A 22,708-nucleotide genomic window follows, 5' to 3' on the forward strand; every position below is an offset into this window, starting at 1 on the left:
ACCATCTAGCCGCTATTGCACAGCCTGCGGACCCTTCTCGTCGGAGGCGTCCGTGGTGCCATCTCCGAGCTGACCGTCGTTGTTGTAGCCCCAGCAGTAGGCCTTGCCTCGTGCCGTGAGGGCACAGGTGTGGGACTCCCCGCCCCGAACGCTGGCAAACTTGAGTCCACCAATCACCGCCTGTGGGCCGTTCTCATCGGAGTCGTTCGTGGTGCCATCACCGAGCTGACCGTCGACGTTGTAGCCCCAGCAGTAGGCGCGTCCCTTTGCGGTAAGAGCACAAGTGTGAGATTCGCCAGGGTTGATGCTGGCAAAGCGTAGTCCACCGATGACCGCCTGTGGGCCGTTCTCATGCGAGTCGTTCGTGGTGCCATCACCGAGCTGACCGTCTTCGTTGTCTCCCCAGCAGTAGGCCTCACCATTCACAGTCAAGGCGCAGGTGAAATTGTGTCCCCCGTCACGGCTCACGTTCAGACTGGCGAACGTATGGTTGCCAATCACTTTCTGCGGGCCGTTCTCATACGAGTCGTTCGTGGTGCCATCACCGAGCTCACCCTGGCTGTTTGCGCCCCAGCAGTAGGCCTCACCATGTGCAGTCAAAGCGCAGGCATGATCGTCGCCGGCGCTGATGCTGACAAACTTGAGTCCGCCGATCACCGCCTGTGGGCCATTGACGCCGGATGCGGTCGTGGTGCCATCCCCAAGCCGACCGTCGCCGTCAGCACCGCCGTTAGCACCCCAACAGTACGCCTTACCCCGCGCTGTGACGGCGCAGGTAAACAGATCGCCGGCGCTGATGCTGACAAACTTGAGTCCGCCGATCACCGCCTGTGGGCCATTGACGCCGGATGCGGTCGTGGTGCCATCCCCAAGCCGACCGTCGCCGTTAGCACCGCCGTTAGCACCCCAACAGTAGGCGCGCCCTTTGGTGGTCAGAGCGCACGTGTGGTCTTGGCCGGCACTGATGCTGGCAAACTTGAGTCCACCGATCACCGCCTGCGGGCCGTTCTCAAGGGAGTTGTTCAAGGTGCCATCACCAAGGGCGCCAGCCGGAACCATAACGAAGTCGCCATTGTAAGAACCTTGAGATCCCCAGCAGTAGGCCTGGCCTCGTGCCGTGAGGGCACAGGTGTGGTCTCCGCTAGTCGTGATTTGCACATAACGATTGCCACTTGCGGCAACAGCAGAAGTCGAGCCCGCCGCGACAAGGGTGAGGACCGCGAGCAGCGTGACGCTGCGGGTCAGTAAGGTACGCATTCGTTCGCCTCCTGGCGAACCCGGCGGGCGGAGGTCCGCTTACTGCTGTGACCTAGTGGCAACTTGCCCCTTCACGATCCAGCGTAGTGGGAAGGTACCAAATGTGAGGGAATCTTCCAATAGGGCTCCGACACGGGTGGAGGAGATACCCCAAGACCGCGGGCGGCGCCGCCCTCGGACACGCTAAGCGGTGAGCCTCAAGCGCCGAAGGCGCAGGGCGTTTGTTACCACAGTGACGCTGGAAAGGTCCATGGCGGCGGCCAAAACAGGACCCAATCCAATGCCGAAGGCCGGGAGGGCGAGGCCCGCGGCGAGTGGCACGAGGAGGATGTTGTAACCAAAGGCCCAGCCAAGGTTCTGCTTGATGATGCGCGTGGTGGCACGCGCGAGATCAACAAGGAGCGGCACGCCGCGCGAGTCTGCGCCGCTCATCGTTGCAGCTGTCGCGTCGATGGGGATCTCGGTGCCCCCACCTATAGATCGGCTGTGATTGCACCTTCCAAACTACGCCGGCAGTTGCTGCCGCCATGAAGAGAAACTCCGAACTGATCCTGCAGCCGGCAGCCTCAGCCATGGATATGGGTGCACCTCAGCGAGTGACGTGAACTTCCTAAACGAAGGAACGGGCGCAAAGGTCACGGCTACCGAGTGCTCCTGTGCAAACTGATAGGGATCACCGATGTATGCCTCTACACCTCGCTGCGCACTGAGCTCGCCAAGGGCCTGCAGATAGAAACCAATTCGCCGCGCGCTCAGCTGTAGCTTCCTCAGCGCACTCTCATTGAAGACAAAGAGCGCGGGCAAGGTTGGATTGGCCACAAGCGCTGGATCCTGCAGTCCGAGAGAGTCAATCGTCAGGAGCACATGCGTTGCGGGGCGTTGGATTCTGGGCGTGATCGGCCCAGTGGTGCGCTGCACGTCAGGGTCGTTGTCGAGCTGCGAATCTCGCTCGAGCTGTTCTAGTTGGACCTCGCGCGGGAATTCCTCGATCGGGCAGTTGGCCTTGAGCGGACATCGTGAACAGATGCCTGGCGCTCGCTTGTCCACCTGCCACTTTGCAAAGCCGTAGGGCTTACCAGTGCCTGCACCGACCGTCCACTGCCATCCAAGCAGGTTGGCGGCCCTGGAGCCATCGATGAGCTCTTGGTGCATGCGCTCCTGGCCCGAGATCCAGCCAACACCATTGCGAACCGTCCAATGGGATGCCAGCCACATGCGAGTCTGATTGACGAGCCAGCCATCCCCCTCGAGCTCAGAGACAACTTCGTCGATGCAGAGCATCTCCCGATTCCAGCCGTTCCCCTCGCCACTCCAGTTGGCGGCAAAGCGCAGGTTCTCGAAGAGGCGCACTCCAATGCGGGCGTAGAGGTGCCGCGCATACTCCTGCCACCAGAGCTCATCGCGAAACTTCTCACGATCTTTGGCTGGTGCACCCTGTACGGCGTCATAGACCTGGCGCAGCGTGATCATGTTGTGACGAATGTATGGAGAGAGCACGCTCGCGCCTCGATTCGCCCGTGGAAGCACTTGCGAGCGGCGGTCGGCGTACCCCCTGATATCAAGCTGCTGGAGCGCCCTGTCGGCCGCCTGTTGCCCGCCGCTGATTGAGCTCAGGCCAAGCGTCCCTGAATAGAGGCCCTCGAAGTGTTCGGCCAGTAGTTTGAGGGGGTCCTCGGTCGCATCGATCTTCTTTAGGCCGAGGGGGGTCACCATGGGATTACCTGGCGCTCCTCCCACAGCACTCCGGTCAACCTCTCTTGATCGGACGCGCCATCACTGTTGAACGGTCGGGTTGCCAACCAGATCGCCGTATCTGCGCCCTCTTCGGCAGAGAGTGGTGCAGTTGGCCCGCCCATATCGGTTCGGGAGTGATTCGGGCAGACAGCGTCGATCAGGAAGCCGCGCTTGCCATGGAGCGTTTCATGCGCAAGGTTGCGCACGAGTGCATTGACCCCCGCCTTGCTCACACGGTACGGCACCAATCCCCCTGCATTGCCTGGTCCTGACATGCGACCAAGACACGCCGAGAAGACAACCACTCGCCCCTGGCGCGCCTCAGCCATTGGCTTCGCAAGAATATTGAGTGTACAAAAGACAGAATCCAAATTAATTGAGAGCACTCGGCGCCACTCGCTAGTGTTGGTGGCAAAGGTTTTGGAGGACTTTTCACTCATCACCCCGTGCGCAAGGATCAGAACGTCGGGGGCACCGCGCGTGGCGAGGATCGCCGTGAATGCTTGCTCGGTAGCCTGGAGATCCGCGAGGTCCACACTCTGGTACTCACACCCTAGGCTTTGGGCAGCTGCGGCCAGGCGCGGTTCATCCTTTGCGAGCAGCAACACCGTTTGGCCGTTCGCCCGCAGCGCCTTGGCGCACTCAAAACCAAGACCTCGAGAGCCCCCCGTGATCAGGGTGTATCCCATGGCGGAGAACCTCCTTGCTTTGACTCGGCTGTCACGTGCACCTGCGGCAGAGACGACAGTTTGCCGACCAAACTTGCGCCAATCAGTAACTCGAGAAATCCTAGCAGGGGGTGCTAGTTCAGCCGATCTCGCTCGAGCGGCAGTCTTCGCAGCCTTAGGGCATTCAACACCACCGTCACGCTCGATCCGCCCATTGCGGCAGCGGCGAGTGCTGGGTCAAGGCCAATTCCGAATGTTGGAAGCAGGAGGCCGGCGGCGAGTGGCACCAGGAAGATGTTGTAGCCAAAGGCCCAGGCAAGGTTCTGCTTGATGATGCGCGTGGTGGCGCGTGCGAGGTCCACAAGGAGCGGCACACCGCGCGGGTCGGCGCCGCTCAGCGTTGCAGCTGAGGCGTCAATGGCGATCTCGGTGCCGCCACCCATGGAGATGCCCACGTCAGCGGCGGCGAGCGCTGGGGCGTCGTTGACGCCGTCCCCAATCATTGCCACGGGTCCACTGCCGCTGCGTCGAATCTCAGCGATCGCCTCGCCCTTACCGCCAGGGAGAATGCCGCCGCGGGCGCGCTCTGATGGAATGTTGAGATCGCGGGCGATGACGTTCACCACCTCTTGGCGATCGCCGCTGATGATCCACGACTCAATGCCGCGCGCGGTAAGGGCCCGAATCGCTGCGGCACTCTCTGGTCGAACGGTGTCGGCGAGGCTAAGTGCGCCGGCTGATTCTTCGTTGATTGAGATGAAGAGCGGTGTGCGACCAGCGGCCGCCTCTGCTGTTGCCCAGCTGGTCAGCTCAGGATTGGTAGTAGCGGTGAATGCCTCAGTGCCGATGCGTACAGCTGCGCCATCAACGCTGGCGCTTACGCCGTGACCGGCATGCATGACAAAGTCGGTGGCCTTTGCTGCGACCGTGCCGGCGGCGCGCACGATCGCGCGGGCGAGTGGGTGCTCCGATGGACTCTCCACTGCGGCGGCAATCTGCAAGAGGCGATCGGTGTCGCCAGCGAGTGGACCGGTGGCGAGGGCGAGTCGGCCGACGAGGGCGTGCTGGCCGAGGGTGAGGGTGCCGGTCTTATCCCAGACCACGGCGCGCAGCTTCCCCGCCGCCTCGAGGATGGCGGCGTCGCGCACGAGGATTCCCGCCTCGGCGCCTCGACCAGTGCCGGCGATCACGGCGGTTGGGGTGGCGAGGCCCATGGCGCAGGGGCAGGCGACCACGAGCACGGCGATGGCGGTGGCTACGGCGCGCACCAGGCGCGGCTCTGCTCCGAGCAGATACCAGCCGACAAAGGTCGCCACGGCGATCAACAGGATGGCCGGAACGAACACCTCGGAGATGCGATCAGCAAGACGAGCAATCGCAGGCTTCGACCCCTGCGCCCGCTCGACCATGGCCACGATGCGTGCCAGCGTGGTGTTGGCGCCAACCTGTGTGGCGCGCATAACGATTGACGCATCGGTCAGCAGCGTGCCCGCGGCAAGTCGGCTCCCTGGGCCGCGCTCCACTGGGAGTGACTCACCGGTGATTGCCGATTCATCGACGGCGGCGCGGCCACTCACGATGATGCCGTCAACGGGAATGCGACCACCAGGCCGAATCCGCAGTAGGTCACCGGCAATGATCTTGTTCACGGCGATGGTGATTGCGGTTGGGGCGTCGGCGGTTGCAAGTAGTTCAGCCTCTTTTGGCTGCAGCGCCAGGATCCCGCGCACCGCGCTGGTTGTCTGCTCCTTGGCGCGTGCCTCCATCCAGCGACCGAGTGCGACAAAGCCGAGAATGAGTGCTGCCGCATCCCACGTTGCGTGCGCGGGAATGCCAACGCGCATCAGCTGCGAATGGAAGAGGGTAATCGCCACCGACCAACCCCATGCCGCTGTGGTGCCAAGGCTGACGAGTGTCTCCATGGTGAGTGAGCCGTGGCGCAGTGCGCGCACTGCGCGCGAGTGGAAACGCCAGCCAACGGCGAACTGAATGATGGTGGAGGGCACGATCAGGATCCAGTTGATGCGCTCCATGCTGATGAAGAACCACGGCTGCAACATCAGCACCATTGCGCCGAAGCCAAAGGCGGTGGCAATGATTCCGTCACGAAGCAGTCCGCGCGTCTCTTTGGTGCGCGCGGCAACAAGCTCAGCATCGAGTGCCTCGCGCGCCTCCTGTGCATCGGCATCCCCTTCGCGTCCGGCGAGAGCGAGTGCCGCGGCGGGCACTTCGTATCCCGCAGCGGTAATGACCGCAACAAGATCGGCAACGCCCGTTGCCTCTGGCGCGTATTGAATGGTGGCCATCGAGGTCGCAAGGTTCACGCTCGCCCCGCTCACGCCGTCGGCCTTCTTCAGGAATCGCTCCACGCGGTTCACGCACGAGGCGCAGGTCATGCCGGTGACGGGGAGGGCAATCTCCGCCACGGGGGTGGTTGGCGCCGCAGGAACAGGCTCAGTCAACATACTCAGGGGGAGTATACGCCTCATTTGATTGGTAAGTGCCTGCGGCTAGGCTGCGCGCATGCAGATTTACGCGTGGTCTAGCCCCTGGGGAGCGCTCCCCGTTGCGGTGGAGAACGGCCGTATCTACGCCATCGCCCTTGACCCACGAGCGCCATTTGCGCCTATCGCCGACGCGGGGGTGAGCCGCCGAGCAGCGGGGCCGATCACCAGTGCACGTGAGGTGAACCGCATCCTGAACGCCGCGCTACGTGGGCAGCTCAGTGCGCGTGAGCGGCTTGCCGCAACCGACCTTTCGTGGGCAACCGAGTTTGAGCAGCGCGTCTTGCGCGCACTCGCCGGAGTGCGCCTCGGCAGAACGGTGACCTACGGCGAACTAGCAGCAGCGAGTGGGTCGCCACGTGCCGCACGCGCAGTTGGTGGTGCGCTCGGCAAGAACCGTGTGCCAGTGCTGATCCCCTGCCATCGCGTGCTGGCCTCGGCCGGCATTGGCGGATTCGGTGGTGGCGCGGGGAGCAGCTGGCGCCCTGGGGCAACGGATCCGATTGCCTTCAAGCGCGCGCTGTTGCGCGGCGAAGGGGTCGACGCTTAGGCGTGCAGCGTGAGGCTGTGGAAGCCGAGCACCACGCGGGCTCGCGGTGAGTCGGCAAAGATCAGCGCGATCTCACCTTCGCGCACCAGGCTCTCGATGATGCGTGCCTCGCGCTCTGGGAGGCCGATCCATGCCGGACCTTCGGGCGTCTCGATGCGCGTGGTGATCTCTTCATGACCCGGGAGTCCGTAGGTTCTTCGCAAGTCATGCAGCGGCACATACGGTCGTGCCTTGGCGATGCGGCGCACCTGCGCCGGCGTCGCCTGGCGAACCTGCTGCTGCGCGCTTGCGACTGGACCGTCGCTCATCCGGCCACCACGTAGAGATCACGCTTCGTGTGATTTAGTGCATCAACTGCGCTGTCGCCACAGAGGACGATGTCTTCGATGCGGGCGCCGTTGACGCCCTCGACGTAGATACCAGGCTCAATCGAGAAAGCGTGGCCTGGGACGAGCTTCGTGGTGTTCCCCGCGACGATGTACGGATCTTCGTGCTCCTCGAGGCCGATCCCGTGCCCGGTGCGGTGGAAGAAGCGAGCCCCCTCCCCTGCCGCGTCAATCACGGCGCGAGCGGCGGCGTCGACCGATTCGCAGCTCACCCCTGGGCGAACATGATCCATCGCCGCCTGGTGGGAACGCTTCAAGATCTCGTAACGGCGCAAGAAATCGTCGGTTGGCGGCACCGCACCGTTCGGGCCGGTGACCCAAATAGTTCGGGTGGTATCACTGCCATAGCCGCCGAAGACGCCACCAATGTCGAGCACGATCGCGTCGCCGGCGTTGATTACGCGTGACGAGGCCTCGTGATGTGGGGAGGCAGAGTTCGGACCCGAGCCAACGATGGCGAACGATGAGACCTCGTGCCCTGCACCGGTGAGTCGCTCGCGCACTTCGCGCGCCACATCGTTCTCGGTGCGACCAAGCAGCTTGCCGCTCGTGATCGCCATCACGACGGTGTCCACAGCGCGACCTGCGCCGCGGAGCAGAGACGCCTCTTCAGCCGACTTCACCATGCGCAACTTGCCAATCACATGCGACGCCAGCTGTGTCTGGGTGATGGCGCCGTGGGCACGCAGTGCCGCCTCAATGCGGATCAAGAAGGTTGACCAGAGTCGGTCTGAGACGGCCACGCCGCGCGCAGCAGAGCCAGGTCGGCCGCCAGCCTTCACCGCTGTTGCGACAAGTGCAAACGGATCGTCGGTCTCGCCGAAGGGGACGCGGGCCACGTGGCCACCGCGCATCGCAGGGGCGTCACCAGCCATGCCTGTTTCGAGTCGCGGCACGATCAGGGTCGGAGCGCCGTTCGCTGGAATCACCAGCATGGTGAGTCGCTCGAGGGCCGGTGCGGCGTAGCCGGTGAGATAGCGCATGTCGGCGCCGAAGCCGAGCAGCACCGCATCGAGGCCGGCGTCGTTCACCGCGTCACACGCGGCGGAGAGTCGCGCAGCGTAAGCGGCGGGGCCGATGAGCTTCGCCTCGAGGGCGTGACCGGCGCCAAGCCCTGGGGTGGCGGCGGCGTAGGCGGCGTCAATCTCGGCGCTTCGGTTGCTCATGCACCCTCCTCAGTTGCTCTCGCTGGACTCGTTGCCGGTGGCACCGGCAGATCGAGTAGCCCTGCGAGGATCGCATGCCCGCGCTCAAAGAGGGCGCGGTACGGCATGGCGCGCACCGCCCCTGCGGCGATCAGGCTCGCCCGACCCTCAGGATCGTCGTGCTGCACGAGGGCGAGGACCCGTGCCCCAGTTGTAGACACCTCCCGAACCGCCGCCTCGGCGTCGTAGGCGCGGGCGGTAGCGTCGATTGTCACTAGGTCGGTGGGGGTGGCGGGGTGAGCGGCGAGGGCGGCAAGGAGGGGTGCTGGCGTTGTAAATCGCTGGACATCAGCGCCGAGGGTGCGCCCCTGCCCTTCGAGTCGAGTCGACCAGATCAGATCGTCGGCCAGCACCAAGAGGCGCGGCGCGGTCACTCGACCGTCCAGGTCTCCCCTGAGGCGAGGAGCTTCTGCAGATCAACGGGGCCCTTCGCGGCACGCGCCGCCTTCGCTCCATCGATCTGCTCAACGAGGAGCTGGTCATGCGTTGGGCGTGGCACGCGACGGAAGACGCCGACCGGTACGGGGAAGTCGGGCCACCACATGCGGCTCAAGATCTGCGTGCGTGTGGCATCAGGGTCGGTCTCGTCATGAACCCAGAGGTCGGCAACGCTCACGCCGTTCTCGCCAATGGTCACGACCTCTGGTCGTAGACCGTTGAGGCGAATCCCCTTGTTCTTCTCCGCGCCGAAGATCATCGGCTCACCGTGCTTCAGCACCAGCATGCGATCCTCTTTTACCAACTTGTCGGTGAAGTCGCGCCATGCGCCATCGTTGAAGATGTTGCAGTTCTGCAGCACCTCGAGGAAGGCGGCACCCGAGTGCTCGCCAGCACGATGCATCATCTCTTGCAGGTGCTCGGAGTGCGTGTCGACCGACCGCGCGATGAAGCTTGCCTCGGCGGCGGCGACGAGGTTGAGCGGAATGATCGGCGTCTCGATGGTGCCGAGCGGCGTCGACTTCGTCTTCTTCCCCATCGGCGAGGTTGGCGAGGCCTGACCCTTAGTGAGACCGTAGATGCGGTTGTTGAACATGATCATCTTCATGTCGACGTTGCGGCGCATGGCGTGGATCAGGTGGTTGCCGCCGATGGAGAGAGCGTCACCATCACCGGTGATCACCCAGACCATCAGGTCAGGTCGCGCCGCCTTGAGGCCGGTGGCGATGGTTGCTGCACGGCCGTGGATCGTATGGAAGCCGTAGGTGTTCATGTAGTACGGGAGGCGACCCGAGCAGCCGATCCCAGAGATGAAGACGATCTTCTCCTTGGCGACGCCGAAGTCGGGCATCGTCTTCTGGGTCTGCGCCAAGATCGAATAGTCGCCGCACCCTGGGCACCAGCGAACATCCTGATCGGACTCGAAATCCTTCTTTGTCAGCACAGGGAGCACAGACTGGGTCACTTTGCGGCCTCCACACTCTCGCCGAGGATCGACTCGGCCTTCGCCTCAATCTCACCGATCTGGAACGGTTTGCCGCGCACCAGGTTGAAGCCCACGGCGTCGACCAGGTACTTGGCGCGAATGAGCATGCGTAGCTGGCCGGCATTGAGCTCGGGCATCAGCACGTGCTTGAAGTTCTTCAGCATCGCATCGAGATCGTTCGGGAGTGGGTTCAGGTATCGCAGGTGGGCGTGGCTAACGCGCTTGCCGCGCGACTGCAGGCGCTCGACCGCCGAACGAATCGCCCCATAGGTTGAGCCCCAGCCCAAGATCAGCAAATCGCCCGTGGCCTCGCCGTAGATTTCGGTCGGCGGAGCGTCGCGGGCGACGCGCGCCACCTTCTCGGCGCGCAGCAGGTTCATGCGGTGATGGTTGTCGGGGTCGTAGCTGACGGTGCCCAACTCGTCGAGCTTCTCGAGCCCACCAATTCGGTGCTCAAGGCCTGGGGTTCCTGGCACCGCCCACGGGCGCGCCAGCGTTTCAGGATCGCGCTGATACGGGCGGAAGCCTGGCTTATCTGAGGCAGGTGCGTTCTCAACCTTGATCGGTGGCAGGTCGGCGACATTTGGAATGCTCCACGGCTCGGCGCCCGTGGCCAGGAAGGCATCACTCAAGAAGACGACCGGCGTCATGTGGTGCAGCGCGATGCGCCACGCCTCAATCGCCATCGTGAAGCACTCGGCAGGAGTTGCTGGTGCTACCACTGGGATCGGCGAATCAGAATTGCGGCCGAACATGCTCATCAGCAGGTCGCCCTGCTCGGTCTTCGTTGGCATTCCTGTCGACGGACCAGCGCGCTGCACATCAACGACGACGAGTGGCAGTTCAACCATCACGGCGAGGCCGAGCATCTCAGCCTTCAACGCCATGCCTGGCCCCGAGGTGGTGGTCATGCCCATCGCACCGCCGTACGCCGCACCAACCGCGGCACCGATCGCTGCAATCTCATCTTCGGACTGCACCGTCTTAATGCCGAGGTGCTTGTACGACGAGAGTTGATGCAGGATGTCGGAGGCGGGCGTGATCGGGTAGCTGGCTAAGAAAAGGTCGCGCTCGGCGAGCTTTGATGCCATGACGAAGCCGAGGGCGGTCGCCTCATTGCCGGTGATGTTGCGGTACGTTCCTGGTGGTAGGTGCGCTGCGGCGACGCGGTAGTGCGTGTGGAAGATCTCGGTCGTTTCGCCGAAGGCGTAGCCCGCATGCAGTGCGCGACGGTTCGCCTCGGCGATCGCATCCTTGCCGGCGAACTTCTCGGCGATCCACTTCTCGGTGCCCGCCATCGAACGCTCGTAGAGCCAGAACATCACGCCGAGGGCGAAGAAGTTCTTGGTGAGCTCAACCTGCTTGCTGCTGAGGCCGAGACCCTCGCAGACACCAGCAACCATCGTTGACATTGGAATCTCGTAGAGGTTGAACCCTTGCAGGCTCTGGTTCTTCAGCGGATCTTCGGTGAAGCCCGCCTTGCGCAGGTTGATCTCATTGAAGGCGTCCGTGTTCACGATGATTGCGCCGCCTGGAACCAGGTCGCCAAGGTTCACCTTGAGCGCGGCTGGGTTCATGGCGACGAGCACGTCGGGGCGGTCACCCGGGGTGTGAATGTCACCGCTGGAGAAGCTGATCTGGAATCCTGAGACACCTGGCAGCGAGCCGGCTGGTGCACGGATCTCGGCGGGGTAATCGGGGAGGGTCGAGACGTCGTTGCCGAAGAGCGCGGTGGTGGCGGTGAACTGCGAGCCGGTCAACTGCATCCCGTCGCCGGAGTCGCCGGCGAAGCGAATCGTGACGCGGTCGAGCTCGGTAACCGTGCCGTGCTGCGCTCCCGAATCGGGGGTGGTCACGTCGCTCGTACTCCTCTGCCCGTGGGTCGGTTAGCGCCCAGACCGGGCGCGTCCACGCGAGACTACCGCATCTGGGTAAGCGACCCGTAGGGCGGCCAAGAGGCGCTCCTCGTCACGGCGGGAGAGGAAGTGCCAGAGCAGATAGAGGGTGACGCCGATGGTCCAGAGCGCCCCGGCGAGAAGCACGCCGACGGGCATCCCCCCAGCTGTCACCTGGATGAGGCCCTCGTCGAGTCCCGCCCCCCAGAGAAGCGCCGCCGCGATGGAGTAGCCGATCGTCATGACGCTGCCATAGCCGCTCAGCCGACCAAACGAGAGAAACGAGAGCTTCGGTGCGTCGGGTTCATAGAAGTAGGCCGCCTCTAGCCGATGGACCGCCAGTACTTCACGACCGAGCCGCGCGTTGATGGTGCGCTCTAAAAATTCTGCGTGCCGTCGCGCAAACACCGTGTAGTAGAAGGTGTAGCCCGCCTCGAGAAAGGTGAAGGGAACGACAAAGAGCAGGAGCACTGCGACAGGTGCTCCATCGCTGAGCGCTGAGATCGCAAGGAGCACCAGGCTCACGACACCCCAGATGGTGATCTGCCGAAAGAAGAGCTCCGAATACGCGCCCAGCATGCCGCGCATGCGGTCGAGCTGCGCCTCAAGGATGCGGAGCTCTTCTGCCCCACCACGTCGTCCTGCCATCGTCTCCTCCTTGACTAATTGCCTTCGGGTATGATCGCATGATGAGGCGATCCACCGTGCTGCTCCTGACCCTCGTTGCCGTCACCAGCCTGGCGGCGTGCAGCAGCGCGACCGAGCCAACAGGAACCCCCGCCTACACCATCACCCGCAGCTGGTCGAACGGCATGGAAGAGCAGGGGCTTATCTATGCCGATGGACGCATCGTCATGACGCACGGCGAGCACACCGAGCGTGTCACGCTCCCAGCCGAACAGTTGGCGGAACTTGCCGCCGCGGCTGTGCTCGAGATTCCTACAGGCGCCAACAGCGACGACCCGATCATTGGAGTCGCGATTGGAGATGGGGAACCGATTCGCCCCGCGGGCCTCACAAAGGGCGCGCTACCGGAACTCCTGAACCGACTCCTCGACTCGCACACGCTGCACCCGTAAGGGCTGCTAACGCGCCGTCGCCTCGATCAGCACGAGGTGTCGACCGAGCACTTCGGCGCTGCGATCAGTAAATCGAGCGCCGAGAATCTCCCCCGCCGCCTGCTCCAACGTTGCCGGGTCAAAGTTCGGCGGGGCCAAATCGATCACGGCAATTCGTCCACCTGGCGCTAACCACGCATACGCCACATCGATCATGCGCGCTCGCGGTTCGGCGGCCAGTTGGCTCAACACGAACGGCACCACGACGAGCCCGGCGGGAGCCCCCTCAGGGCCCGCGTCGATCGCACGGGGATGCAAATGCGCAGTGAGGCCGTGCGCGATCAGTCGCCGGCGCGCGCGCTCTAGGCGATCCTCCCGCGCGTCATAGGCGCTCGTGTCGCCGCGCGAGGCGAGTAGCACCGTCCAGAATCCGATCCCGGCACCAAGCTCCACAATTCGTCCTTCATACGGGAGTGCATCAAGCCAGAGCACTGCGCGATCGAGTTCCCCCTGCCAGGTTGCACCGCCGAGCGGTCCGCGATCGTACGGCGCACGATTCAGGTACCACGCCTCCAGTTCGTCTGGGTGCTGTGGTGGTGGCAAGAGTCCGAGTCGCGCGGGCACGCCGCTCTCACCAGCATCGGGTGCGCCGCTCACTGCAGGCGCTGCTGGTGTCGGTGTCGACGCGAGTGGAATGCCGACGGGTGGCTGTGAACCTTCGGCGCGTCGGCGCAAGCCCTCTTTTAGTTTTGCTTTGAGGTATGGCTGGCCGGGTGCGCGCTCAAGGCAGGCGGCACAGAGGAGTGTCCACGCCGAGAGATCCTCAAGCGTTGTTGCGGATACGGGGAGGCCGCACCACGAACAGGAGAATGGTGCGACGGCGCTCAAGGCGCCCGCCTCAGCGCGGCTTGGCGGTGTCGACGGCGCTGCGCGCGCCAGCCTTGTCCTTGTACCAATCGGCGTCGATCTGAATGTAGCCAGACCACTGCGCCGGTACCGACTCGGCCGGGAAGATTGAGTTCACTGGGCACTCTGGCTCGCAGGCGCCGCAGTCGATGCACTCATCTGGGTCGATGAAGAGCTTGCGATCGTTCCCCTCTTCGAAGTGGATGCAGTCCACGGGGCAGACGGCGACGCACGACTGGTCAAGTACATCAATGCACGGTTCTGCAATAACGTAGGTCATGGTCGCGAGCTCCTCTCTCTCTTATCTCCTGCTGGAGACCTGTGCGCGAGAAGGTACCACTTCCCGCCCGACTTGCCCTACATCCCCGAGGGCTGATATCCCGCGTCAAGGAACGGAGCGGGGTCGTCCTGGAAGTCGAGGAGGCAGCCACGCCCACAAAAGTAGAAGCGCTCCTGCCCAGGGGCGCTCACGTCGAGTGCTCCGCGATGGCGGTCGGCCTGGCCGGCAACGGCGAGCCCCGCGACTTCAATTGAGGCGGTGAGGGCGTCAGGGGCGATCGTCACCTCCATGCCGCAGACCGGATCGATTGCCACGCTCACCCTTCACTCCTCTTCCGCTCCGCCAGGAGCACCTCTCGCCGACGGATCTCCGCGATTGCAGCCGCCGTCTGCGCCTCATCGTATCGCGATTCGGGGCGATCCTCTAACTTCGCCAGCGCGGCCAATACGACGAAGATCGCAAACAAGAAAAGCCCGTCGCCAACGAGCCACATGATCGCGCCGGCGAGCTGCTGATCCTCGAGTGGCGATGGCCCCCAGGCGCGCTGCAGCGTGACGTAGTGCGGATAGAGCGGCGTCGTTGACCACATGATCGCCACGCCGAGGAAGCTGTTCTGCGGCATCTGTGCAATGAGGTAGACCAGTGCGCCAGCGCCGCGCAGGGGGTGCCGGATCGGGTCAACCGAGAAGATCGGCGCCCAGAAGAGGAGGGCGGTTCCTAAATAAAGTGAATGCTCCAAATCGTGAATAAGTGGCTCCTCAAGTGCCGCCTCAAACAGCATGGAGAGGTGCGTCCCCCACATCACCGCAACCAAGAGCGTCCAGCCGACGAGCGGGTGGCTGATCACCCCAACGGCGCGGCTCTGCAAAATGGCGAGGATCCGCACGCGCCATCGCGGCGAGGCGACCCGCAGGAGGAGTGTCATTGGCCCGGCCTGCAGCAGCAGGATCGGCACCGGGAAGAGCAGGATGAGGTGCTGAACCATGTGCACCGAGAAGAGGGTGGTGTCGTAGCGCTCGATACCTGACTGCAGCGCGAGGAGAATAAGGACGAAGGCGGCGATCAGGCTGAGCGTGCGGCGACGTGGATACGGGTTCCCGGGATGTGCGCGTGCCACCTGGCGGATCGCACGGGCCCAAAGCAGACCAATCACGGCGATTGCGACCGTAACGACTGGTGGCCAGGCCCAATAGAGGAGCGCCCCGAGTGAGAGCTCAGGCGGAGTCGGCCCATGAGTCGGGACCAGCAACAGGTGCGTCATACCCGCATCTTCGTCCAGTTCGTAGTTTTTTGGGCGGCGCTACAATCGCACAAGCATGTACGACCAGCCCACTTGGGCGTTAGGGGGGAGCACAATGAACAGGTTCGCCTACGCATTTGGTCTCCTCTTCGTGCTCCTCGGCGCCGTCTACCTCTTCGTCTCCAACGACCTACAGGGCGCCGTGCTCCTATTCGCCCTCGGGATTGCCATGGCGACGATGACGCTGATCCTGATCCACGCGATGAACACCGACGGATAAGGGAACCCCCTCGACATGGAGTTTCTCCGCTCCCTTCTTGAGTGGGTGATCTCACTTCTTGGGCCATTCGTCGCTCCTGACTGGGGCGCACTCATCAAGCTCATCCCGCTCGGCGTTCTTTTCCTTGTTGTTGCCTTCTACGGCTGGGTCTTCTGGCGCTTCCGTCGCGCAGGGCCGCGTCGTATCGGCATACCGATTCGTAAGCCGCAGGCGCCAGCGGGAGTTCACCTACCAGGGCCAAGCCTCGCGCCGTTCCTCATCTCCGCAGCCTCTGCCGCACTCTTCTTCTCCGTCGCACTGGGCGGCCCAGCACTCGCCGGCGCTGGGATCCTCTTCGTCCTGGCACTCGTTGCCTGGGGCCGCGAAGCGGTTCGCGAGTACGACGCACTTGGCGCAGGCTCAGCGATGGCGCTGCGCGTTGACGAACTTCCAGTCACTGCGGCGCCGATCGGGCCACCAGAGGGTGTCCATCTGCCGCCGCCATCACTTCTACCACTCCTGGTGAGCGCCGGCGCTGCGGTAATGCTCTTCGGTGTTGCGATTGGACTCGAGTTTGCCCTCCTCGGTATGCTCATGACGGCGCTCGCGCTTGTCGGTTGGCTCCTTGACGCAGCTCGCGAATATCGTGCCACCGCCGAAGCCGACAGCACGGGGCATCTTGTTAATCCAACTCCGCAAAAGACACCGCGAGTTGCGATCGCCCTCTTCAGCTTTACCTTCCTCTTCTTCGCTGGCTCCCAGGTCGGCATCATCGGTGGGAGTGACGCAAGCCCTTCGCCGAGCGGCGAGCCCGTTGCCTGCGCCGAAGGCGGCACGGCGACTGTCACGATCTGCGCAAAGCTCGTCGCCTATGAGACAGCGACAATCACCGTGCCAGCTGGTGCGCCATTCACGATTCGCTTCGTCAACAAGGACGAGGGGATCCCGCACAACGTCGCGATCCACGAGGGCACCGGTGCTGGTCCAGAGGTCTACCAGGGCGAGATCTTCAACGGTTTTGATGAGCGCACCTACGACGTGCCCGCCCTCACCGCCGGCACGACGTATGTCTACGTTTGCACGGTGCACCCCAACATGCTCGGGGCGATCGTCGTTCAGTGATCAGCCTGGCGCGCATCCGCCGCGCCGCTTTTGCCCTTCTCATTGCGAGCCTGATCGCCGGCTGCAGCGGCTCTGCTACCAGCAGCGACACGCTGCTTGGCCGTACCATGCGCATCGGTGAGGCACACCCCCTCAGCGACCCGACGACCACGATCACCGCTTGGCCAGACGTGGCGAGTGGTGACCAGCGCATCCTGCTGAACTTCTGGGCGAGCTGGTGCATCCCCTGCCGCGATGAGATTCCGCTCCTCTTCGACTACACCGCAAGCTTCGCCCCTGGCGCCACGGTGCTCGGTGTTCTCTATAAGGATTCGATTGGGCCGGCAGCAGCCACTGCGGCAGAGCTCGGCGCAACCTGGGTAACGCTGATTGATGCCGATGGCGCCATTGCCGCGCAGGTGCCAGTGAGAGCCGCGCCCCTCACCCTGCTCCTTGACGCAAACGGGGTGGTACTCGACTACCGCGTTGGGCCGTTCACCAGCGTCGCAGAGATTGCCGCCTTCGCCGACGGTCCATAGGCGGGCGTGCCCCGATACGGGGTTGGTGTTGTGTTGGTTGCGGGGGATGGATTCGAACCACCGACCTTCGGGTTATGAGCCCGACGAGCTGCCACTGCTCCACCCCGCTCGCGAAGTATCGGCAGCGCGGGGCAAACCGTCAAATGCGCAGGTTATTCCCCATATTCAATCGGGAGCCCTGCAGCCTCCCAATCGGTAATGCCGCCCGCAAGGTTCGCAACGTTGGCGCGGCCGGCGGTGCGTAGCGCCAGCGCCGCCTGACCTGAGCGGCCCCCCGAGCGGCACTGCATGATCAGCGCCCGACCTGCGGGGATCTCGTCTTGCCGTGCCACAAACTGCGAGAGCGGAATCAGCAGTGCACCAGGGATGCGCATCTCGTTCCACTCCGACTCTTCACGAACATCGATCATCAACGGAGCGTCGGGTCCTTCGAGGAGTGCTGCCGCCTCTGCGGGGGCGAGCGTCAACGGGAGATCGCTCACTAGCGCTCGGATTCGGCGGATGCGGCGAGGCGGCGCAGGAACTCCGCGACCGGCAGGCGAGAACCGTATCCGTCGCCCATGTTGTGGGCGAAGAGCACCTCGTCACCATCCCCCTCCTCCCAGCAGAGCAGGAACGGATGGCCGAAGGCGATCGCTGGAAAGTCAACGAGGCCGCGATCAATATCGCGCAGCTCAACGCCGCGGCCGGTGACCCGATCGACGCTCGCCTGCATCTGATCTACCGCCGCCCGAATGCGCATCTCAACCACGGAGCTACTCGCGAGTTTGTCGCGAAGGGCCGGGTCGAGATCGACCGGCTGCAGCTGATTCTGGTCGGCGCCACCAGGCAGGGCGCCCATGCGCTCAAGGCGGCGGAGGCGCAGCAGGTCATCCTTCATGCGTTCAAGTTCGATGCGCTGGTCACGGAGGAGGCTGATGATCGGGCGCAGCCCGGCCAGCTCCTTTGTCGCCGCGTCAATCGTCCATGAGCGCCTCATGACCCTATTCTCCCACGCCCGGGGCTCGTAACGTGCGCCGCCGTGGGAGAATCTGCGCGGGCCGGTAGCTCAGCGGTAGAGCAGGGGTCTTTTAAACCCTTGGTCGCGGGTTCGAACCCCGCTCGGCTCACCAAACGTTTCGGGTCAGATCAGCGGCTGCGCAGCTTCCCAACGCCGAAGAAGATCAGCGCGACCACGTACCCTTCCACAATAATCTTGACCATCTGAGTAAGTACAAATTCATAACCGTGCTCAGCCACGTTAAAGAACGGATATGGGTAGACCGAAGCGAGTGCGCCATGCACCAGGGTGTAGACCAGGTAGGCGATCGGAATGATAAAGACGCGGAACGTGTCGCCGAATGGGAAGCGACCGCGTGGCCCAGCAATACCCCAGACAAGAATCGTGATGATCGGGGTCAAGTAGTGCTCAAAGAGATTTGAGACGGCGTATGGGCCCTGTGGGTGCGCCCCGCCCGCAAGGAGCAGGTGATAGAGCACCATCGACATGGTGATCATGAGGAGCCCGGTATTGCGCAACCAATCAAAGACGCGCCCAACCCGCTGTGGATTCCGGTAGAGCATCGTCAGGATGACTGCCACCAGTAGGTTGGACCAGGTGGTGAAGTAGCCGTGCGAGTCGAAGACGCGACCGATCGCACCGGCCAGACCATCGGCACTGCCGCCGAACGCGTGTGAGCCTGGGACGTAGCGCTCTTCTGGTGGCACGAGCTGAAGCACATTGGTGATCTCGGCCACGAGATAACCAAACCATGCGAACAGGGCGTTGATACCAAAGAGGCGCTTTGCGGTTGCTGTATTCATGTTTCCTCCTACTTCACACCCGGGCAGGTGTTTCGCGGAAGTATACGGCGGTGGCGGGCGCGGCTAGCGAGCGGATGCGCCCTTGCGGCCAAGCTTTGCACCGACCCACGCACGGAAGCGCTCACGCTGGCTATACGCCACGGCAGCCCCAAGCATGATCACGAAGTTGAGAGTCCAGGCGCCAGCGGCCGAGAGGAAGCCGATCTGCTGGCCGATCTCGCCCTGGAGTGCCAAGCCAGGAACGGTGAGACCGAAGAGGCCCGCGCGGAAGACCGGTGCCTTCGGTGAGGTCCCAGCGGTGAGTGCGCCCGCGCTGTACACGCCCGTAGCATCAGCACCGCCAAGCAGCATTGCGTGTGCGCCGATCACGACACCGCTCGCGCCAACGCGCGCACCATCGGCTGGGAGGTTGCTCATTTCAACAGATGTCCAGGCGGTGATGCCCGTTGCGGCAACTGGTGCCGCCCAGAGGACACTAGAAGTTGCTGTGCCGCCTGTGGTGCCACCCGCAATGTAGAGGGTGCCGTTGGCACTCCACATCGCGGCGCCGTCACGTGGCGTTGGCAGGTTGCCGTCACCCTCCGTTGCGCGCCAGCGGAAGATCGTGCCGATCTCCGCGTCGCCTTGCGCCTCGGCGTCGGGGTTCACCACTGGGGCGCTGTGGCCAGTTGGGGCCGGAGGCGCAACGGCGATGTCGCCGCGGAGTGAACCAGCGGCAGGGCCGCTCGCATCTTTCCCGCCCCAGACATAGATCGAATCGCCAACAACCGCCGCCGCGGCAAAGCTACGCGGTGCTGAAAGTTCCATGAAGGTTGCCCAGGGCTCAAGTTCGCCACTGGCGCCGAGCTTCGCCTTCCAGACGGTTGTGGTTGGTGAGCCGTCAGTCCCCTCGCCACCAAGCACAACGATTCCGTCAGAGACAACGGTGACCGATGCGCCAGCGCGCGCAGCTGGCAGCTCGAGTGCGTCGAGGCGCACCCATGCTGTGATAAGCCCTGTGGTTGCGTCCGGTGTTCCCACGTAGACAGATGCGGTTGCAGTTGTGGTGTCTGATGCGCCGCCAATTACGTACGCCTTGCCCGCGAAGAAGGCGACGCCAGCATGTGCGCGAGCCTCTGGAAGTTGAGTGCCGGCGGACCAGGCACTCAGCCCAGCAGCGTCAACCGTCGCAACAGAGACGGTGGTGCTGGCCACACGCGTCGCCGTGCCCGTCGTGCCACCGATGTAGTAAATGTGTGCGCCAGCCTGGAGGAGCGAACCATCCACGCCGTCCCCTGGCAGATCGGCCTCGGTGGCGCTCTTCCATGGGATCAGGGCGCCGGCGGGCGCTGGGCATGGGAGCCCCTCGTCCTCGGCTGGGCAAATATTCACCAGCGACGCGAGGTTCAGACCGAGTTCTACCGTCGGTGACACTGTCAGGTAGTAGGCGCGGTCGGGGATGTAGCCGAGCATCAAGATGATCACGAGGGTCCAGAGCACGGAGCGCACACCGGCCCAGCCCCAACCGTTCGCATCGAGCAGGCCGAAGAGCACGCGGCGTGGCGGGACAGCACCTGGGCCGAGTGCTCGTGGATCGTTGCTGCCGCTCATCACTTCACCGTCAACGTGCCGACCATGTTTGGGTGCACGGTGCAGACAAAGACGTACGTTCCAGCAGTGAGGGCTGGCACGCTGTAGGTGCGCGTGCCAATGCCAGGGAAAATCTCGCCCTTGAAGACCTCGGTCCCCATGGCGGTGCCCTGGTGGATGGCAACGTTGTGTGGGATGCCAGCATCTTGGTTATCGAACACGATGCTGAATGCCTTACCCGCCGCCACCGCCAGGGCCGAGAGGTCGTACTTCACCCCCATCGCAACGATCGTGTAGCTACTGCCTGGGACCATTGATGGTGTTGGGGTCGCTGGCCCGGTCGGCGTTGGTGAGACCGCGAACGCATCAGACCAGCAGGCTGGTACGGGAGTAGCGTCGGCTGCGGGGGCGTAGGCCGCATCTCGCCATCCCGTGACTTCGACCATCTCGCCAGTAGCTGGATCACGCACTTCGATGGTGTCGGTATTAGTTGCCCGGACCCACGCGATCAGCTCTTCAATCTCGCGGTAGTTCAGCGGGCCACCATTGGTGTTGGCCCACACACCCATGAGCGAGTTGGCGTTACCACACACGTAGCGGCCGCCAACGGTGAGCACATTCATGAGGTACTGCGGCGTCAGGTGGGCGAGCAGCTTCCCCTGGTCGTTGAGGACTGGCCCAATCCCGCCCTGGCCCTGTGCGCCGTGGCAGCGGGCGCAGTTCGCTTCAAAGAGGTTGTAGCCGCGCTTGACCGTTTCAAGGTACTGCTCGCGCTTCGCCGTATCGAGTCGCGATGAGCCCGTGGCGCCGGGGAGGCCCTGGTCGTAGAAGGCATAGACGATGATGAAGAGGGTGACGATGCCGATTCCGAGGAGGGCTGCCATGCGCGAGGAGCCGCTCTGGTTGACGATCTTGGTGGCGCGCTCAGCGGTGAGGCCATGCGCTTGAATCTGGCTCGGGCTCGAAAGGCGTGGCACCGGCGTGCTCACCTTTTCGCTCGGCACTGGCAGCTGCTGCTCTTCGCTCATTTAGATGCACCCCGTAGCGGCGCGTGGCGCCTCGATCCCTGGCGTGCCAATCGCGAGCGGCACCGTGCCAAGGCTGATCTTGCCTGTGTCGAGGGTGAGCACGCCGTCCTTATCGACGACCGATGCGAAGCGGTCCATGCCACGTGGAGCGGGCCCGAGGCCCTGCGCCTTGGTGCCGAGTCGGTCGTAGCGACTGCCGTGGCAGGCGCACTCGAGCCAATAGGTCTTGATGCAGGGATTTGGTTTGCAGCCGAGGTGTGGGCAGCGCTGATACAACGCACGCACATTCAACGAGGTGCCATCGCCTGTTGGATCTTCCCCTGCGACGAACTCCTGGCGATTCGGATCGACGAGCATGATGAAGGCGCGCGCATCCTGCACGTAAGCCGGGAAGCCATCTTTGATGGGGAGTCCGGCGTTGGCGTCAATCAGCGACTTCAGTGTCCCGACGCGAATCTTGCCGCCAAAGCCACCCTCAAGGTTTGGCCAGAGGAAGCCTAGTGTGCCGGCGGTCACCTGCAGTAACCAGAGCCCGAAGCCTGCGCCAATCGATGTTCGAAGGAGTCGCCGTCGCGAGATCCCCTTCACCTCTTCGTGGCGCAACGCCTTGATAGTTTGCGCGGTGAGGGCCTTAGGCGTGTCGCTCGGCTCAACGCTGTAATGGCTCACTGCGCCACTCCGATCACAAGCTGAAGAAGAAGCCGGTCGACCACGGCAAGATGAAGGAGTAGCCAGGGCCGCGGAAAAAGATGCCGATGAAGGTCACCGCAAGGCCAACCGCCCAGAGCACGGAGAAGAGGGTGACCTCAAGCTTGCGCTCTGATGGCTTCGTGCTGTGAATGTTGCGGCGGTCAAGATACGGAATAAGGGCGGAGCCAATGAGCACTGCGGCGGGGGTAAGCGCACCGGCAACTGTCGGGTGGAAGTAGGCGAGCAACTCCTGCAGGCCCAAGAAGTACCACGGCGCCTTCGCCACGGCCGGTGTGACGTTCGGGTTCGCGAGCTCTTCGAGTGGGGCATTAATGAAGAGGCCAAGCAGCAGAAGAAAGATGCTCATCGCCACCGCCGACAAGAACTCGATCGTCAGGAGGTGTGGCCAGGTCAAGACCGTGTCATCTGGCTCCTTCTGTACGCGCACGACGGCGTCTTGCTTCACGAGTGCGAGGAGTCGGTACGGTCGCGCAGCCATCGGCACGCGCTGCTTGTCAATCTCAGTCTGGCGCGACGGATCTACCGGCAGGGAGGTCACTGGGCGCTGCTCGTCACTCATAGATCACAGCGGTCCGCTGATGCCGCCGTCCTT

General features: G+C 63.6%; 27 protein-coding genes and 2 tRNA genes. 6 read left to right on the forward strand and 23 right to left on the reverse strand.

The annotated features are described in order from the left end of the window. Positions 1 to 12: 12 nt before the first annotated feature. From AC3LCN_RS02360 to AC3LCN_RS02380, 5 genes are all read right to left on the reverse strand, one after another. Positions 13 to 1,257 carry an RCC1 domain-containing protein gene (locus AC3LCN_RS02360; protein ID WP_488648484.1) on the reverse strand — a complete coding sequence of 415 codons (1,245 nt, stop codon included), beginning with the start codon at positions 1,255 to 1,257 and terminating at the stop codon, positions 13 to 15. A gap of 183 nt (positions 1,258 to 1,440) precedes the next feature. Further along, positions 1,441 to 1,689 (reverse strand): hypothetical protein, encoded by a 249-nt coding sequence (locus AC3LCN_RS02365; RefSeq protein WP_488648485.1) that lies wholly within the window; start codon positions 1,687 to 1,689, stop codon positions 1,441 to 1,443. A gap of 72 nt (positions 1,690 to 1,761) precedes the next feature. Further along, positions 1,762 to 2,970, reverse strand: coding sequence for an FAD-binding domain-containing protein (locus AC3LCN_RS02370; RefSeq protein WP_488648486.1), 1,209 nt, complete (start codon positions 2,968 to 2,970; stop codon positions 1,762 to 1,764). Beyond that, the gene (locus AC3LCN_RS02375) at positions 2,964 to 3,680 is read right to left on the reverse strand and encodes an SDR family NAD(P)-dependent oxidoreductase (RefSeq protein WP_488648487.1); all 717 of its coding nucleotides are present in this window, start codon (positions 3,678 to 3,680) and stop codon (positions 2,964 to 2,966) included. The genes AC3LCN_RS02370 and AC3LCN_RS02375 overlap by 7 nt, the downstream gene beginning before the upstream one ends. A gap of 113 nt (positions 3,681 to 3,793) precedes the next feature. Then, complete coding sequence (locus tag AC3LCN_RS02380) at positions 3,794 to 6,124, reverse strand: heavy metal translocating P-type ATPase (protein WP_488648488.1); 2,331 nt, start codon at positions 6,122 to 6,124, stop codon at positions 3,794 to 3,796. Between the two features lie 58 nt (positions 6,125 to 6,182). On the opposite strand from AC3LCN_RS02380, the gene AC3LCN_RS02385 reads away from it, so the two are divergent. Further along, positions 6,183 to 6,713, forward strand: coding sequence for a methylated-DNA--[protein]-cysteine S-methyltransferase (locus AC3LCN_RS02385; protein WP_488648489.1), 531 nt, complete (start codon positions 6,183 to 6,185; stop codon positions 6,711 to 6,713). Here AC3LCN_RS02385 and AC3LCN_RS02390 read toward each other — a convergent pair. From AC3LCN_RS02390 to AC3LCN_RS02415, 6 genes are read right to left on the reverse strand one after another with little or no spacing between them, the layout of a single operon-like run. Then, positions 6,710 to 7,021, reverse strand: coding sequence for a hypothetical protein (locus AC3LCN_RS02390; protein ID WP_488648490.1), 312 nt, complete (start codon positions 7,019 to 7,021; stop codon positions 6,710 to 6,712). The genes AC3LCN_RS02385 and AC3LCN_RS02390 overlap by 4 nt on opposite strands. Continuing rightward, positions 7,018 to 8,265: a M24 family metallopeptidase gene (locus AC3LCN_RS02395; protein WP_488648491.1), complete on the reverse strand. Its 1,248-nt coding sequence runs from the start codon at positions 8,263 to 8,265 to the stop codon at positions 7,018 to 7,020. The genes AC3LCN_RS02390 and AC3LCN_RS02395 overlap by 4 nt, the downstream gene beginning before the upstream one ends. Beyond that, positions 8,262 to 8,678, reverse strand: coding sequence for a hypothetical protein (locus AC3LCN_RS02400; RefSeq protein WP_488648492.1), 417 nt, complete (start codon positions 8,676 to 8,678; stop codon positions 8,262 to 8,264). Before AC3LCN_RS02400 ends, AC3LCN_RS02395 begins: the two co-directional genes overlap by 4 nt. Continuing rightward, positions 8,675 to 9,706 (reverse strand): 2-oxoacid:ferredoxin oxidoreductase subunit beta, encoded by a 1,032-nt coding sequence (locus AC3LCN_RS02405; RefSeq protein ID WP_488648493.1) that lies wholly within the window; start codon positions 9,704 to 9,706, stop codon positions 8,675 to 8,677. The genes AC3LCN_RS02400 and AC3LCN_RS02405 overlap by 4 nt, the downstream gene beginning before the upstream one ends. Beyond that, positions 9,703 to 11,583 (reverse strand): 2-oxoacid:acceptor oxidoreductase subunit alpha, encoded by a 1,881-nt coding sequence (locus AC3LCN_RS02410; protein WP_488648494.1) that lies wholly within the window; start codon positions 11,581 to 11,583, stop codon positions 9,703 to 9,705. The genes AC3LCN_RS02405 and AC3LCN_RS02410 overlap by 4 nt, the downstream gene beginning before the upstream one ends. Positions 11,584 to 11,613: 30 nt before the next feature. Beyond that, a complete protein-coding gene (locus AC3LCN_RS02415) occupies positions 11,614 to 12,270 on the reverse strand; it encodes a hypothetical protein (protein ID WP_488648495.1) in 657 nt (218 codons plus the stop codon). 41 nt (positions 12,271 to 12,311) lie between these two features. Here AC3LCN_RS02415 and AC3LCN_RS02420 point away from each other — a divergent pair, with 41 nt between their 5' ends. Continuing rightward, on the forward strand, positions 12,312 to 12,701 hold the full coding sequence (locus AC3LCN_RS02420) for a hypothetical protein (RefSeq protein ID WP_488648496.1): 390 nt from the start codon (positions 12,312 to 12,314) through the stop codon (positions 12,699 to 12,701). 6 nt (positions 12,702 to 12,707) lie between these two features. Here AC3LCN_RS02420 and AC3LCN_RS02425 read toward each other — a convergent pair whose 3' ends face one another. The 4 genes from AC3LCN_RS02425 to AC3LCN_RS02440 form a co-directional block, all read right to left on the reverse strand. Then, entirely contained in the window at positions 12,708 to 13,568 is an 861-nt protein-coding gene (locus tag AC3LCN_RS02425; RefSeq protein ID WP_488648497.1) for a class I SAM-dependent methyltransferase, read from the reverse strand. 10 nt (positions 13,569 to 13,578) lie between these two features. Continuing rightward, entirely contained in the window at positions 13,579 to 13,866 is a 288-nt protein-coding gene (locus AC3LCN_RS02430) for a 4Fe-4S dicluster domain-containing protein (protein ID WP_488648498.1), read from the reverse strand. Positions 13,867 to 13,943: 77 nt separating this feature from the next. Beyond that, complete coding sequence (locus AC3LCN_RS02435) at positions 13,944 to 14,186, reverse strand: hypothetical protein (RefSeq protein ID WP_488648499.1); 243 nt, start codon at positions 14,184 to 14,186, stop codon at positions 13,944 to 13,946. Beyond that, positions 14,183 to 15,127 carry a cytochrome c oxidase assembly protein gene (locus AC3LCN_RS02440; protein ID WP_488648500.1) on the reverse strand — a complete coding sequence of 315 codons (945 nt, stop codon included), beginning with the start codon at positions 15,125 to 15,127 and terminating at the stop codon, positions 14,183 to 14,185. The genes AC3LCN_RS02435 and AC3LCN_RS02440 overlap by 4 nt, the downstream gene beginning before the upstream one ends. Positions 15,128 to 15,221: 94 nt before the next feature. Here AC3LCN_RS02440 and AC3LCN_RS02445 point away from each other — a divergent pair, with 94 nt between their 5' ends. From AC3LCN_RS02445 to AC3LCN_RS02455, 3 genes are read left to right on the forward strand one after another with little or no spacing between them, the layout of a single operon-like run. Continuing rightward, positions 15,222 to 15,386 (forward strand): hypothetical protein, encoded by a 165-nt coding sequence (locus AC3LCN_RS02445; protein WP_488648501.1) that lies wholly within the window; start codon positions 15,222 to 15,224, stop codon positions 15,384 to 15,386. A 15-nt stretch (positions 15,387 to 15,401) separates the two neighbouring features. Beyond that, the gene (locus tag AC3LCN_RS02450) at positions 15,402 to 16,487 is read left to right on the forward strand and encodes a cupredoxin domain-containing protein (protein WP_488648502.1); all 1,086 of its coding nucleotides are present in this window, start codon (positions 15,402 to 15,404) and stop codon (positions 16,485 to 16,487) included. Continuing rightward, positions 16,484 to 17,005: a TlpA family protein disulfide reductase gene (locus tag AC3LCN_RS02455; RefSeq protein WP_488648503.1), complete on the forward strand. Its 522-nt coding sequence runs from the start codon at positions 16,484 to 16,486 to the stop codon at positions 17,003 to 17,005. Before AC3LCN_RS02450 ends, AC3LCN_RS02455 begins: the two co-directional genes overlap by 4 nt. Before the next feature lie 34 nt (positions 17,006 to 17,039). Here the strand turns inward: AC3LCN_RS02455 and AC3LCN_RS02460 are convergent. From AC3LCN_RS02460 to AC3LCN_RS02470, 3 genes are all read right to left on the reverse strand, one after another. Then, positions 17,040 to 17,114 (reverse strand) — tRNA-Met (locus AC3LCN_RS02460). Between the two features lie 43 nt (positions 17,115 to 17,157). Continuing rightward, positions 17,158 to 17,487, reverse strand: a complete 330-nt coding sequence (locus AC3LCN_RS02465; protein ID WP_488648504.1) for a rhodanese-like domain-containing protein — start codon at positions 17,485 to 17,487, stop codon at positions 17,158 to 17,160. After that, the gene (locus AC3LCN_RS02470; RefSeq protein ID WP_488648505.1) at positions 17,487 to 17,984 is read right to left on the reverse strand and encodes a DUF2203 family protein; all 498 of its coding nucleotides are present in this window, start codon (positions 17,982 to 17,984) and stop codon (positions 17,487 to 17,489) included. Before AC3LCN_RS02470 ends, AC3LCN_RS02465 begins: the two co-directional genes overlap by 1 nt. Positions 17,985 to 18,042: 58 nt before the next feature. On the opposite strand from AC3LCN_RS02470, the gene AC3LCN_RS02475 reads away from it, so the two are divergent. Next, positions 18,043 to 18,117: transfer RNA gene (locus tag AC3LCN_RS02475), tRNA-Lys, on the forward strand. A gap of 16 nt (positions 18,118 to 18,133) precedes the next feature. Here AC3LCN_RS02475 and AC3LCN_RS02480 read toward each other — a convergent pair. The 5 genes from AC3LCN_RS02480 to AC3LCN_RS02500 all read right to left on the reverse strand — a co-directional run bounded on the left by AC3LCN_RS02480 (position 18,134) and on the right by AC3LCN_RS02500 (position 22,675). Beyond that, the gene (locus AC3LCN_RS02480; RefSeq protein ID WP_488648506.1) at positions 18,134 to 18,808 is read right to left on the reverse strand and encodes a Pr6Pr family membrane protein; all 675 of its coding nucleotides are present in this window, start codon (positions 18,806 to 18,808) and stop codon (positions 18,134 to 18,136) included. A gap of 63 nt (positions 18,809 to 18,871) precedes the next feature. Beyond that, positions 18,872 to 20,398: a Kelch repeat-containing protein gene (locus AC3LCN_RS02485; RefSeq protein WP_488648507.1), complete on the reverse strand. Its 1,527-nt coding sequence runs from the start codon at positions 20,396 to 20,398 to the stop codon at positions 18,872 to 18,874. Continuing rightward, positions 20,398 to 21,405 (reverse strand): cupredoxin domain-containing protein, encoded by a 1,008-nt coding sequence (locus AC3LCN_RS02490; protein ID WP_488648508.1) that lies wholly within the window; start codon positions 21,403 to 21,405, stop codon positions 20,398 to 20,400. The genes AC3LCN_RS02485 and AC3LCN_RS02490 overlap by 1 nt, the downstream gene beginning before the upstream one ends. Beyond that, positions 21,406 to 22,074 (reverse strand): QcrA and Rieske domain-containing protein, encoded by a 669-nt coding sequence (locus AC3LCN_RS02495; protein ID WP_488648509.1) that lies wholly within the window; start codon positions 22,072 to 22,074, stop codon positions 21,406 to 21,408. It abuts the gene before it with no gap. 13 nt (positions 22,075 to 22,087) lie between these two features. Next, the gene (locus AC3LCN_RS02500) at positions 22,088 to 22,675 is read right to left on the reverse strand and encodes a cytochrome b family protein (protein WP_488648510.1); all 588 of its coding nucleotides are present in this window, start codon (positions 22,673 to 22,675) and stop codon (positions 22,088 to 22,090) included. Positions 22,676 to 22,708 lie beyond the last annotated feature (33 nt).

Source organism: Candidatus Limnocylindrus sp. (assembly GCF_040397215.1).
Taxonomy (GTDB): Bacteria; Chloroflexota; Limnocylindria; order Limnocylindrales; family Limnocylindraceae; genus Limnocylindrus.

Bases quoted from the DNA above. Each gene is read 5' to 3' on its own strand.
- AC3LCN_RS02360 (WP_488648484.1), bottom strand. From the start codon at position 1,257: ATGCGTACCTTACTGACCCGCAGCGTCACGCTGCTCGCGGTCCTCACC.
- AC3LCN_RS02365 (WP_488648485.1), bottom strand. From the start codon at position 1,689: ATGAGCGGCGCAGACTCGCGCGGCGTGCCGCTCCTTGTTGATCTCGCG.
- AC3LCN_RS02370 (WP_488648486.1), bottom strand. From the start codon at position 2,970: ATGGTGACCCCCCTCGGCCTAAAGAAGATCGATGCGACCGAGGACCCC.
- AC3LCN_RS02375 (WP_488648487.1), bottom strand. From the start codon at position 3,680: ATGGGATACACCCTGATCACGGGGGGCTCTCGAGGTCTTGGTTTTGAG.
- AC3LCN_RS02380 (WP_488648488.1), bottom strand. From the start codon at position 6,124: ATGTTGACTGAGCCTGTTCCTGCGGCGCCAACCACCCCCGTGGCGGAG.
- AC3LCN_RS02385 (WP_488648489.1), top strand. From the start codon at position 6,183: ATGCAGATTTACGCGTGGTCTAGCCCCTGGGGAGCGCTCCCCGTTGCG.
- AC3LCN_RS02390 (WP_488648490.1), bottom strand. From the start codon at position 7,021: ATGAGCGACGGTCCAGTCGCAAGCGCGCAGCAGCAGGTTCGCCAGGCG.
- AC3LCN_RS02395 (WP_488648491.1), bottom strand. From the start codon at position 8,265: ATGAGCAACCGAAGCGCCGAGATTGACGCCGCCTACGCCGCCGCCACC.
- AC3LCN_RS02415 (WP_488648495.1), bottom strand. From the start codon at position 12,270: ATGGCAGGACGACGTGGTGGGGCAGAAGAGCTCCGCATCCTTGAGGCG.
- AC3LCN_RS02420 (WP_488648496.1), top strand. From the start codon at position 12,312: ATGAGGCGATCCACCGTGCTGCTCCTGACCCTCGTTGCCGTCACCAGC.
- AC3LCN_RS02430 (WP_488648498.1), bottom strand. From the start codon at position 13,866: ATGACCTACGTTATTGCAGAACCGTGCATTGATGTACTTGACCAGTCG.
- AC3LCN_RS02440 (WP_488648500.1), bottom strand. From the start codon at position 15,127: ATGACGCACCTGTTGCTGGTCCCGACTCATGGGCCGACTCCGCCTGAG.
- AC3LCN_RS02445 (WP_488648501.1), top strand. From the start codon at position 15,222: ATGAACAGGTTCGCCTACGCATTTGGTCTCCTCTTCGTGCTCCTCGGC.
- AC3LCN_RS02450 (WP_488648502.1), top strand. From the start codon at position 15,402: ATGGAGTTTCTCCGCTCCCTTCTTGAGTGGGTGATCTCACTTCTTGGG.
- AC3LCN_RS02470 (WP_488648505.1), bottom strand. From the start codon at position 17,984: ATGAGGCGCTCATGGACGATTGACGCGGCGACAAAGGAGCTGGCCGGG.
- AC3LCN_RS02480 (WP_488648506.1), bottom strand. From the start codon at position 18,808: ATGAATACAGCAACCGCAAAGCGCCTCTTTGGTATCAACGCCCTGTTC.
- AC3LCN_RS02485 (WP_488648507.1), bottom strand. From the start codon at position 20,398: ATGAGCGGCAGCAACGATCCACGAGCACTCGGCCCAGGTGCTGTCCCG.
- AC3LCN_RS02490 (WP_488648508.1), bottom strand. From the start codon at position 21,405: ATGAGCGAAGAGCAGCAGCTGCCAGTGCCGAGCGAAAAGGTGAGCACG.
- AC3LCN_RS02500 (WP_488648510.1), bottom strand. From the start codon at position 22,675: ATGAGTGACGAGCAGCGCCCAGTGACCTCCCTGCCGGTAGATCCGTCG.